Source organism: Halobacillus sp. BAB-2008 (assembly GCF_000328325.1).
Classification (GTDB): Bacteria; Bacillota; Bacilli; order Bacillales; family Halobacillaceae; genus Halobacillus.
This window is the reverse complement of the sequence record NZ_ANPF01000073.1, coordinates 1-10,569: the sequence shown is the minus strand read 5'-3', so window position 1 is coordinate 10,569 and position 10,569 is coordinate 1. Positions and strand designations below refer to the sequence as shown.

Below are 10,569 nucleotides of genomic sequence, written 5' to 3'. Positions count from 1 at the left end.
GATTGATGTAACGAGAACATGGGAGATCCTCGGAGAGATCGTCGGAGATACCGTCCATGACAGTTTGATCGACCAGTTGTTCTCTCAGTTCTGTTTAGGGAAGTAATTGTTGAGTAGGAAGTTTTTTTGAATAGATGTAGAACAAAAAAGGAGAGACACCCAAATGACATTTGATGCAGGGCATTATGATGTAATCGTAGTCGGCGCCGGTCATGCAGGAGTGGAAGCGGGGCTTGCTGCGGCACGCCGTGGTGCGAAAACCCTCATGCTTTCTTTGAACCTTGATCTGGTCGCTTTCATGCCATGTAACCCTTCCATCGGCGGACCTGCCAAAGGGATCGTCGTAAGAGAAATCGACGCCCTCGGCGGAGCGATGGGGAAAGTCATCGATAAAACGCATATTCAGATGCGTTTGTTGAACACACGAAAAGGACCGGCTGTCCGTGCACTGCGCGCTCAGGCGGACAAACCTCTGTATATTAAAGAAATGAAGCGCGTCCTTGAAACGCAGGATAATCTGACTTTGAAGCAGGCGATGGTCGAAAAGATCCTCGTGGAAGACGACGAAGTGAAAGGTGTCGTTACGGAAACCAATGCGGCGTATTACGCGCCGACGGTTGTCATCACGACGGGAACGTTCATGCGCGGACGCGTCATCATCGGCGACCTTTCCTATGAAAGCGGCCCGAACAACCAGCGCTCTACTGTATCGCTTTCCGAGCAGCTCGAAGAACTCGGAATCGACATGGTCCGTTTCAAGACGGGAACGCCGATGCGGGTCAACAGCAAGACGATCGACTATTCCAAGACGGAAATCCAGCCAGGCGAAGAAGAGCCGCGCTCCTTTTCCTATGAAACGACGGAATTCATCACGGATCAGATTCCGTGCTGGTTGACGTATACGAACGAAGAAACACACAAAGTCATCAATGATAACCTCGGACTGTCTGCGATGTATTCCGGTGCGATCAAGGGGACAGGACCGCGCTATTGTCCGTCCATCGAGGACAAAATCGTTCGTTTCAATGACAAGCCGCGCCACCAGATCTTCCTAGAACCGGAAGGCCGTGAGACGGAAGAAGTTTATGTTCAGGGAATGTCGACATCGATGCCGGAATCCGTCCAGCATGAAATGATGCGTACCGTTCCCGGACTTGAGAATGCTGAAATTATGCGGGCCGGTTATGCCATTGAGTATGATTCCGTCGTTCCGACCCAATTATGGCCGACGTTGGAGACGAAACAGATCTCCGGGTTGTTCACAGCTGGTCAGCTGAACGGAACTTCCGGGTATGAAGAAGCAGCCGGACAAGGGTTGATGGCGGGCATCAATGCCGCGGCCAAGGCGCTTGATCTCGAAACACTTGTACTCGATCGTTCTCAAGGCTATATCGGTGTTATGATCGACGACCTTGTCACGAAAGGAACAGGCGAACCGTACCGTCTGCTTACTTCCCGTGCGGAATTCCGTCTGATGCTGCGCCATGATAATGCGGATCTCCGCCTGACGGAAATCGGCTATCAGCTGGGACTCATCACGGAGGACCGCTACAAGCGTTTCCTTGAGAAGAAACGGTTGATTGAGGAAGAACAGAAGCGTTTGGATAAAGTCATCCTGAAAGAGACGGAGGAAGTCCAGGCTGTCATAGAAGAGGCGGGCGGATCCAAACTGAAGGATGCTATTCGTGCGACCGATCTTCTGAAGCGTCCGGAAATGAGCTACAGCCATCTGGAGCGTGTGACACCGAGTGATGTGAGGCTTCCCGAAGCGGTCAAAGAACAGGTCGAGATCCAGGTCAAATACAGCGGCTATATTAAGAAGGCGCTGGAACAGATCGAACGGATGAAGAAGATGGATAACAAGAAAATTCCTGAAAACATTGATTACGATGCGATCAACGGACTGGCTACCGAAGCGAAAGACCGCCTGAAAACGGTTCGTCCGCTTTCTGTAGGGCAGGCTTCCCGTGTGTCCGGGGTCAACCCTGCGGACGTATCGATTCTGCTTGTCTATATTGAGCAGGGTCAGATTGCACGCGTTTCAGGAGAATAAATCGAAGGGATGGACGTATGGATACCGCAACCTTTATACAAGCATTGAAAGAAAAAGGGATCGATCTTGACGAGAAACAGCAGCACCAGTTCCAGCGTTACTTCGAAATTCTTGTCGAATGGAACGAGAAGATGAACCTGACAGCCATTACCGATCAGGAAGGCGTTTATTTGAAACACTTCTATGACTCGCTGACCGCTGCATTCTATTACGATTTCAGCAAGCCGCTTCGCATCTGTGATGTCGGAGCGGGTGCCGGATTTCCGAGCCTGCCGCTGAAAATCGCTTTTCCGCATTTGAAAGTGACCATTGTGGATTCCTTGAAGAAACGGATCACTTTCCTGAATCACTTAGCTCATGAATTGGAGCTTGACGATGTCGCTTTTTATCATGACAGAGCCGAGAATTTCGGGAAAAACGCCAACTTCCGTGAAAGCTATGACTTGGTCATGGCAAGGGCTGTTGCACGCATGTCCGTACTCAGTGAACTGTGTCTCCCGCTCACGGCCAAAGGCGGTCGTTTCCTTGCTATGAAGGGGCCGAACCTGATGGATGAGATGGAAGATGCAAACATTGCCGTTCAAACTGTCGGTGGTGAAGTCATCGATGTGCACACGTTTGAGCTTCCACAAGAAGGAAGCGAACGGAACATTGCCATTATTGAAAAACGCCGGAAGACTCCGAAGAAGTATCCGCGTAAAGCAGGAACACCGAACAAAACACCGATTCAATGATGAGAAGCCCCCTCTGTCTCCGGATAGAGGGGCTTTTTTGGTAGAGGAGGAGCAGCATGAAGATTGTGGTCACAGCAGATACACATATGCCGAAGAAAGCGAAAGAGCTGCCGGAGCGGTTAATGAAGGAGCTTCCTTCTGCCGATGCCGTCTTCCATCTCGGAGATTTTCAATCGCTGGATGTCTATGAAACATTGAAGGAAAAATCCGCGCTGTACGGCGTTTATGGAAACGTGGACGGCGGGGAGATCAGAGAATTGCTTCCGGAAAAGCAGGTAGTGACACTCGGGGGTGTGCGTTTCGGTCTCGTTCATGGACATGGGGAGAAGAAGACGACAGAACGCCGGGCTTTGGAGTCGTTTGAAGAGGGGGAGGTCGATGTCGTTCTCTTCGGCCACTCCCATATTCCGTATCTTCGTTACCATAAGAAGACGCTGCTGTTTAATCCGGGCTCGGCGACGGATAAACGCAGCCTTCCATTCTATTCTTTCGGAATACTGACGCTGTTTGAGGGCGGCATTCACGCAGAGCATATCTTTTATTCTTAAAAAAGGCCAGGCCGCACGTAACAGTGCGGCCTGGCCTTTTGCCGTCATACGGACTCTGAACTCATTCCTTTTGACAGGTCGGGCAGTAATAGCAGCGCCTGGAGCCGGCGCGGAATTTAACAATGGGGGTGCCGTCGATGCGGCACGGACGGCCTTCGCGGTTGAACACCCAGTGACGATAATCCTTCCGCTTCACACATTCTTTTTTTAAGCGCTCTGCCAGGTCGAGGTCGTTTGTGATTCCCTTATGGCGGTAGGACTGCCACATCAAATCAATGGTCGCTTCGGCTGCTTTCCTTTTTTGTTCTTCGGTACTGTCGACAGGCCGTGTTTCCGGAGAAATACCGGCAGCAAACAGGATTTCACTGCGGAGGTAATTGCCGATTCCCGCGATGAACGCCTGATCCAAAAGGAGGGACGTCCACCGTCTGTTCCGAAACCGTTTCTCTTCAAAGCGAGCGGCTAATTCATCGGGGATTACGGTCTCACTTAAGATGTCGGGGCCGACTTTAGCGATGAATGGATGCGCCGGTACTTCTTCATCGCGCAGCACTTCAATGTCCGATGCGCTGTATAACAATGCGGACTTCTTCTCATTATGGATGGCGAGCCGGAGCTGCCGGTTCGTTTTCGGGTAGTTGTAGGCGTTACGGATCATCCACTTCCCGTACAGCTGGTTGTGCGAGTAGATCGTATAGCCGTTGTTGAAGCGGATGAGCATCGCTTTCCCCTTTGTGTCCACTCTCCGGATGCCGGCCCCTCTCAGAATCTCTTCATACGGCTTCAGCTGTTCAAAAGCAAAGAAGACATCGATCACTTCTCGATCCATCAGTGCCTTTTCGACTTGGTCGGCGGCACGGCGGATTTCCGGTCCTTCTGGCATGGTTTCTATTCCTCTCTCAGCTTGATGTGTACATTCCTCCGTTGATATGGATGAACTGACCTGTGATGTAGGTGGAATCATCAGAAGCAAGCAGGACGTAGCTTCCGACGTGTTCGACCGGCTGCCCCGGGCGGCCCATCGGCGTACTGGTACCGAATTCTTCGACGTCTTCTTTCGGGAAAGTCGCTGGAATGAGCGGTGTCCAGATCGGTCCCGGAGCGACTCCGTTCACGCGGATTCCTTTGTCGACGAGCTGTTGGGCCATGGAACGGGTGAAGGCGACAACGGCCCCTTTCGTCGCTGTATAATCGACAAGCTGCGGGTTACCTGTATATGGATTAATGGAAGCGGTGTTGATGATCGCACTTCCTTGTTTCAAATGTGGAATCGCTGCTTTCGTCAAATGGAACATAGAAAAGATATTCGTGCGGAACGTGCTTTCCAGTTGTTCTGTAGTAATATCCAACAAATCGTCCTTCGGATGCTGTTCCGCAGCGTTGTTGACGAGAATATCCAGCTGTCCCAGCTCATCCACTGTTCGCTGAACCGCCTGCTTACAAACATCTTCATCACCGACATCGCCTGCGATCAGAATCGCCCGGCGACCTTCTGCTTCGACGAGCTGCTTCGTGTGCTCGGCATCCTCGTGCTCCTCCAGATACGAAATGGCAACGTCTGCCCCCTCCTTCGCATATCCAATAGCGACAGACCTTCCAATTCCGCTGTCCCCGCCGGTGATCAGGGCAACTTTTCCTTGTAGTTTATTTCCGCTTTGGTAATCTGTATCCGCTTGGAGCGGCAATGGCTGCATTTCACTCTCCATTCCGGGCTGGCTTCCTTGTTCCTGTGCCGGCTGTCCATCTGTCTGTCGATTATATCGTGTCATGCTTCATCCTCCTCTGTGGAATGTTTTGTATGCTCATTCCACCTTTTTGGAAAAATAAAACACGGACGATGTTTTTCAGGCAGACAAAAAGGCGCACAAGGCGCCCTGATCAAGTAAAGTATTCGAGACTTGCTTCCGGGAAGTACTGATTAATATACCCGCCGAGCGTCTTCTTCATATCTTCCTGTTCGTCGGTCTGGTACACGTATTTCCCAATTCCGTATCGACCCCATTTGTACTTTCTTTTCTCCTCATCCATCTCAAGCTTTGTCATCGGATAATTTTTCTCAATGACGCGCTTGGCAGGCTTCGTAAAGCGGTGCTGGATCAGTTCGAACGTCAAATCCTTCGTGGCGTAGTCCGGGAGTTTGTCGTGTAGCTTCTCAAACAGCACCCGGTACCCTTCCTTCCAATCGTCGTACAGATAAATCGGTGCGATGATGAACCCGAGAGGATAGCCGGCCTTCGCTACTTTGGCAGCTGCCTCGATCCGCTCGTCCAGGCGGGAAGTGCCGGGCTCTAAGTACTTGATGACATAGTCCGCGTTCATGCTGAAGCGGAAGCGTGTCCTGCCGTTATGCTTCGCGTCCAGCAGATGATCGACATGAGCGAACTTCGTCACGAACCGCAGCCTTCCGTGGTCGGATTCCCCAAAATATTCAATTGCCCGTTTGAGGGAATGGGTCAAGTGATCGATGCCGACGATATCCGACGTACAGGACGCTTCGAAACGGGTTTCCTCCGGCATTCGTTCCTTCATATACTGCTCGGCAGCATCAAAGACCTCCTCCACATTCACATAGGTCCGAATATATGGTTTGCTCCCCATCGTCGTCTGCAGGTAGCAGTAATGGCAGTGCCCCATGCACCCGGTCGCTAGCGGGATCGCGTATTCAGCCGATGGTTTAGACGTATCGAATTTGAGCGTTTTCCTTACACCGACGACGAGCGTCGATTTCGCCATCCGGTATTTTTGGAAATCGTTCTCTCCGGGGAGGTTCCTGACCTGATTATGCGACGTCGTTTGACGAATTTCGATGCCCATGTTTTCGAATTTCTCTTTTAATTCCCGGCCTAAGGGGTAATCGAGCGCCCGCGGCTCGATATAGACCAGTTCCGGTACGAATGGTTTTACCACAGATCTCCCTCCGATTCCACACCGCCGAACGCATCATAGTAGGCCCGCTCCGCTTCCCCTTCGGATGCATAGACGGCTATGCTCTCATCCAGTGGAAAATACGTTTCATACAAAAATAATGCCAGGGAACCCGGGTTTTCCGGGTCGTTCACCACGGCCGCCTCCTGTACATTCGCTACATCATACGTATGCGGATTGCGGTAAACGACATAGACGACATCGCCTGCTTTATAACTGCTCCCATCCATCCAATCACCTGCTCTCTTAGTTGTTGTGCTCATTTTTCCACAAAACCCGCCAATTATTACAAGAGAGGATGCTTGTTTCATGTGAAACGAATAAAAGATGACAATTGTCATCTGTCATCATGACAATGATTTCTAATTATTTCCTCCGCATCCTGATACGATAGATGTAACGAAAGACCTGGAAAGGAAGAGGCGGGATGTTGAAGCTATCGAATGTAACGAAGAAATATGGAAAAACGACGGCGCTGGATGACGTATCCATGGAACTTTCAGAGGGGGAATGTGTCCTGCTTCTCGGTGCGAACGGGGCTGGGAAAACGACGCTGCTCCAATGGATCATGGGCAATATCCGTGCAGAGAGCGGAAGGTTCGACTGGAGCGATGGAACACAGCAGGTCGGTTATGTCCTGCAGGATGCTTCGCTGATGGATCGTGTCACGATAAAAGAACTGATCCAGTTCACAAGGAAGATGTATCCGGATCCGCTGTCGTATGAAGAGGTGCTCCAATTGTCCGGTTTGACGGAGCAAGCGAAGGTGAAGACAGACCATCTCAGTATCGGCCAGAAGCGGAAGCTGATCTTCGCTCTTGCTCTTGTCGGTCGTCCGAAGCTCTTGATCATGGATGAACCGACAGCGGGGATGGACGTATCGGCAAGAAAGCATGTGTATGAACAGATCCGACAGTTGAAACAGCAGGGAATGACGATTCTGATGACGACACATTTGCTGCAGGAAGCATCCTTACTTGGAGATCGGGTGCTGTTTATGGAAAAGGGACGGCTCAAATCCGACCAAACCGTATCTGATATCGAACAGACGCACTCCTGGATCCGGTTCGACTTAAGCGGATCAACGCCGCGAGACTTATTGGAAGGCGCCGGATTTCAGAGAAACGGCCTGACATTACGGTGGGAGCTCAAGACGGACCGATCGGACGAATGGATTACATGGCTCGTCCGGGAGGCGGTGCCCTTCCGGAATTTGACGGTAGAGAAGCATACAGTCGAACATTTTTATGAAGAATTGCTCGGAAAGGAAGGAATTCACAATGAAAACATGGTATAACGTTATGAAGATTGAGCTTTTACGTATGGGAAGAAATCCGTATTTCATTATATTCTCGATGTTGATGCCGCTTGTATTCTATGCGATATACACACAGACGGTCGATGATACAGTGATGATCGACGGAGCGGAGTGGAAAGCGTACTTTCTTGTCTCGATGACCTGCTTCAGCATGATGAGTGCCTCGGTGACGACAATGGGGATTCAGCTGCTTCATGACCGGAGACAGCCGTGGATGTCATGGGTGAAGTCGCTTCCGATGAAGCATTGGCAGTATTTTCTTGGAAGACTCTCTGCTTTGATGGTATTGAACCTGGCCGTCATTCTGTTTATGTTTATCATCGTTGCGAACTGGAAGGATATCGATTTGGGTTTCTTTACGTGGGTTAAAATCGTGGCATGGGTGTGGCTTGCGATCCTTCCGTTCCTGGCACTTGGAACGTGGGTGTCTGTCTTCAAAACAGCGGAGACGGCGGCCGGGTTCGCCAACTTGATTACACTTGGACTCGCGATCATCGGTGGCCTGTGGATGCCGCTCCGCCAGCTTCCGGTCTTCGTCAGGGAGGTCGGTGCGTGGACGCCGGGGCACCTGTATGCGGATGGGGCATGGTCGATCCTTGCAGGAGAATCGATATCCGCTTTGACAATTATTGTGCTGGCCGGCTACTTCCTCTTTTTCCTCACGGGATCCTTGTGGACGTACCGCCGTTTTCAGGAAGGATGAATGTCATGAGATTGTTTCCGGAGAAATACGGGCGTGCCCCGTTGTTCTGGCTGATTTATATGCTTGTTCCGCTTATTGCATTGATAGCGACGGGTGGCTGGGAGGGAGGCTTCGGCCTTCTTCTTTTGCTTGTCTTCTTCCTTATGTTCCGGGATATGTACTGGCATCCTTCCCGGGCTTTCTTTGACGCTCTCGGTATGACGGCACTTCTTGCTGTGCTGCTCTTCTTCTTTCATGAGACATTCATTTATTTATCGATTTATACGACTTATTCGCTGTATTTCATCCATAAGCGCTGGAAGATCATTGTCGTGTATATGCTTGCTCCGCTTTTATTCTTTGAATTATATATGCTGACTCTGTATTCGTCGCGAGTCATCGATTTCTCCACTATTGTAGCTGCTATGATTCTTGTTGCGGCCATTCCAGTCGGGATCCGGAACGAGGTCAAATCGTGGAATATGAAAGAGCAGCTCTCGAAAGCGAATCGACGCATCGAAGAGCTCGTCAAGCAGCAGGAACGGGAACGAATCGGGCGCGATCTGCACGATACGGTCGGCCAGACGCTGTCGATGATTACATTGAAAAGCGACATTGCCAGGCGCTCTCTGCCTGATAAAATCGAACAGGCAGAGAGAGAAATCAAGGAAATCCACACGATTTCACGTACTGTTCTGAACCAGATCAGGGAGATCGTTTCTGATTTGAAGCAGCTGTCGTTCCGGGAAGAGCTGATCCACGCAGAAAAGCTTTTGCGGGAAATGGAAATGGAAGCGGTCGTTGATGCTCCTGTTCCTGTCCATGGTTTGAATCCGCTCTATGAGAATATCCTCGCTTACAGTCTCCGGGAAAGTATCACCAACGTGATCCGTCACAGCTTCGCGAGCAGATGTACGATCCGCGTGGAAGATTTACCGGAAGAAGTGCGGATGACGATCAGCGATGACGGAATCGGGTTTAAGGGTGAGCCGGGAAACGGGTTGCTTGGGATGGAGGAGCGGCTGCATATGATCAGCGGCCGTATGAATATAGAATCCGCCAAACAGCGCGGGACCGTGTTGGTCGTTCATGTGCCGAAAGTTCAAAAATAAGGAGGAATGCGTATGCTTTCGATCATTATCGCAGAGGATCAGATGATGCTCCGCAGTGCGCTGCGGACGCTGCTTAGTATGGAAGCCGATTTCGAAGTGATCGGAGAGGCTGCCGATGGCAGAGAGGCCCTCCGATTGATGGAGACGAAGCGGCCGGATATCGCCCTGCTCGACATCGAAATGCCGCTGATGACGGGAGTCGAAGTCCTGAAAGAGGCGAAAGCTAATGGTCTGGAGACGAAGATCCTAATTCTGACGACGTTTTCCAAACGGGGGTACTTGGAGGATGCCTGGAAAGAAAAGGTCGATGGGTATTTATTAAAGGATACCCCGAGTGAGGAACTGGCCGATTACATCCGTCAGGTGATGAACGGAAAGCAGGTCATCAGTCCGGAGTTGATCCATCAGATGTTTACGACGGAAGCGTCGCCTCTCAACGACCGGGAAGAGGAGATTCTCCGTTGTGTGGAGAAAGGCTGCAGCACGAAGCAGATCAGCGAATCTTTGTATTTATCAAGCGGCACCGTCCGGAATTATTTATCGGAAATCATGAGCAAGCTGGATGCGCAGAACAGGACGGAAGCAGCCTTCATCGCAAGACGAAAAGGATGGCTGGACTAAAGAAGCACATGTAGGGCGTTTTGCGCATTTTCGCCCGGAGGCATTCCAAGATTACGTTCCGGATGTTAAATTCATAGGGTTAAAGAAAATATATCGACGGTTTTTGCCATCATCAGCCAACGATGGGATGCGTGGAAACCGCGAAAAATAACCCTTTCCGTAGTGATCGATGGGAGAATTCGACAAAGGAGTCACACAATTCTTCCACCTTCTCGATACTTTTACGGAAGCAAATATGATAAAATGTAGGAAAGAAATGAAAAACGGCATACGTACGCGCAGCAGCCAACAAGCCTGCGGCGCTTTTTATATTTCAAAATACAGCAATCTATGATGAAATGCGTATGCTCGATCGTATAAAGGTGGTGTCTGATCGTGTTACATCCTTTTGGTCGTTTATTCGGGCTAGGGGACAAACCGGATTCGGATAAAGGCAGCAATGAAGAAGAAGGCTACAGTCCCGATGAAGTTGTGCAGGTTCCGGTCGAACGTGTACAGCCGAACCGTTACCAACCTCGAGCGATATTTAACAACGAGAAGATTAGCGAACTCGCCCAGACGATACATACGCATGGG

Annotated in this window: 12 protein-coding genes; 8 read left to right on the top strand and 4 right to left on the bottom strand. The window is 50.6% G+C overall.

Annotated elements, in window-relative coordinates; all coding sequences use genetic code 11:
* Positions 1–163: 163 nt before the first annotated feature.
* The 3 genes from mnmG to D479_RS15805 are packed head-to-tail and all read left to right on the top strand — an operon-like array spanning position 164 to position 3,335.
* The gene (mnmG, locus tag D479_RS15815; protein ID WP_008638946.1) at positions 164–2,053 is read left to right on the top strand and encodes a tRNA uridine-5-carboxymethylaminomethyl(34) synthesis enzyme MnmG; all 1,890 of its coding nucleotides are present in this window, start codon (positions 164–166) and stop codon (positions 2,051–2,053) included.
* A gap of 17 nt (positions 2,054–2,070) precedes the next feature.
* The gene (rsmG, locus tag D479_RS15810; RefSeq protein ID WP_008638943.1) at positions 2,071–2,787 is read left to right on the top strand and encodes a 16S rRNA (guanine(527)-N(7))-methyltransferase RsmG; all 717 of its coding nucleotides are present in this window, start codon (positions 2,071–2,073) and stop codon (positions 2,785–2,787) included.
* 56 nt (positions 2,788–2,843) lie between these two features.
* Positions 2,844–3,335: a metallophosphoesterase gene (locus tag D479_RS15805; protein ID WP_008638941.1), complete on the top strand. Its 492-nt coding sequence runs from the start codon at positions 2,844–2,846 to the stop codon at positions 3,333–3,335.
* 61 nt (positions 3,336–3,396) lie between these two features.
* Here D479_RS15805 and nei read toward each other — a convergent pair whose 3' ends face one another.
* The 4 genes from nei to D479_RS15785 all read right to left on the bottom strand — a co-directional run bounded on the left by nei (position 3,397) and on the right by D479_RS15785 (position 6,490).
* Positions 3,397–4,218, bottom strand: coding sequence for an endonuclease VIII (gene nei, locus D479_RS15800; RefSeq protein WP_008638939.1), 822 nt, complete (start codon positions 4,216–4,218; stop codon positions 3,397–3,399).
* A gap of 16 nt (positions 4,219–4,234) precedes the next feature.
* Positions 4,235–5,104 carry an SDR family oxidoreductase gene (locus tag D479_RS15795; RefSeq protein WP_008638937.1) on the bottom strand — a complete coding sequence of 290 codons (870 nt, stop codon included), beginning with the start codon at positions 5,102–5,104 and terminating at the stop codon, positions 4,235–4,237.
* Positions 5,105–5,213: 109 nt separating this feature from the next.
* On the bottom strand, positions 5,214–6,242 hold the full coding sequence (gene splB, locus D479_RS15790; protein ID WP_008638935.1) for a spore photoproduct lyase: 1,029 nt from the start codon (positions 6,240–6,242) through the stop codon (positions 5,214–5,216).
* Complete coding sequence (locus D479_RS15785; RefSeq protein ID WP_008638933.1) at positions 6,236–6,490, bottom strand: transcriptional regulator SplA domain-containing protein; 255 nt, start codon at positions 6,488–6,490, stop codon at positions 6,236–6,238. The genes splB and D479_RS15785 overlap by 7 nt, the downstream gene beginning before the upstream one ends.
* 197 nt (positions 6,491–6,687) lie before the next feature.
* On the opposite strand from D479_RS15785, the gene D479_RS15780 reads away from it, so the two are divergent.
* The 5 genes from D479_RS15780 to D479_RS15760 all read left to right on the top strand — a co-directional run.
* Positions 6,688–7,557 (top strand): ABC transporter ATP-binding protein, encoded by an 870-nt coding sequence (locus tag D479_RS15780; RefSeq protein ID WP_008638931.1) that lies wholly within the window; start codon positions 6,688–6,690, stop codon positions 7,555–7,557.
* A complete protein-coding gene (locus D479_RS15775; protein WP_008638930.1) occupies positions 7,541–8,281 on the top strand; it encodes an ABC transporter permease in 741 nt (246 codons plus the stop codon). The genes D479_RS15780 and D479_RS15775 overlap by 17 nt, the downstream gene beginning before the upstream one ends.
* A gap of 5 nt (positions 8,282–8,286) precedes the next feature.
* On the top strand, positions 8,287–9,372 hold the full coding sequence (locus D479_RS15770) for a sensor histidine kinase (RefSeq protein ID WP_241210940.1): 1,086 nt from the start codon (positions 8,287–8,289) through the stop codon (positions 9,370–9,372).
* A 12-nt stretch (positions 9,373–9,384) separates the two neighbouring features.
* On the top strand, positions 9,385–9,993 hold the full coding sequence (locus D479_RS15765; protein WP_008638926.1) for a response regulator transcription factor: 609 nt from the start codon (positions 9,385–9,387) through the stop codon (positions 9,991–9,993).
* A gap of 375 nt (positions 9,994–10,368) precedes the next feature.
* Positions 10,369–10,569: ParB N-terminal domain-containing protein (locus D479_RS15760; RefSeq protein ID WP_008638924.1), on the top strand; the 201-nt coding region annotated here is incomplete at its 3' end.

Coding starts and splice junctions, on each gene's coding strand:
- mnmG (WP_008638946.1), top strand. CDS start 164: ATGACATTTGATGCAGGGCATTATGATGTAATCGTAGTCGGCGCCGGT.
- rsmG (WP_008638943.1), top strand. CDS start 2,071: ATGGATACCGCAACCTTTATACAAGCATTGAAAGAAAAAGGGATCGAT.
- D479_RS15805 (WP_008638941.1), top strand. CDS start 2,844: ATGAAGATTGTGGTCACAGCAGATACACATATGCCGAAGAAAGCGAAA.
- nei (WP_008638939.1), bottom strand. CDS start 4,218: ATGCCAGAAGGACCGGAAATCCGCCGTGCCGCCGACCAAGTCGAAAAG.
- D479_RS15795 (WP_008638937.1), bottom strand. CDS start 5,104: ATGACACGATATAATCGACAGACAGATGGACAGCCGGCACAGGAACAA.
- D479_RS15785 (WP_008638933.1), bottom strand. CDS start 6,490: ATGGATGGGAGCAGTTATAAAGCAGGCGATGTCGTCTATGTCGTTTAC.
- D479_RS15780 (WP_008638931.1), top strand. CDS start 6,688: ATGTTGAAGCTATCGAATGTAACGAAGAAATATGGAAAAACGACGGCG.
- D479_RS15775 (WP_008638930.1), top strand. CDS start 7,541: ATGAAAACATGGTATAACGTTATGAAGATTGAGCTTTTACGTATGGGA.
- D479_RS15770 (WP_241210940.1), top strand. CDS start 8,287: ATGAGATTGTTTCCGGAGAAATACGGGCGTGCCCCGTTGTTCTGGCTG.
- D479_RS15765 (WP_008638926.1), top strand. CDS start 9,385: ATGCTTTCGATCATTATCGCAGAGGATCAGATGATGCTCCGCAGTGCG.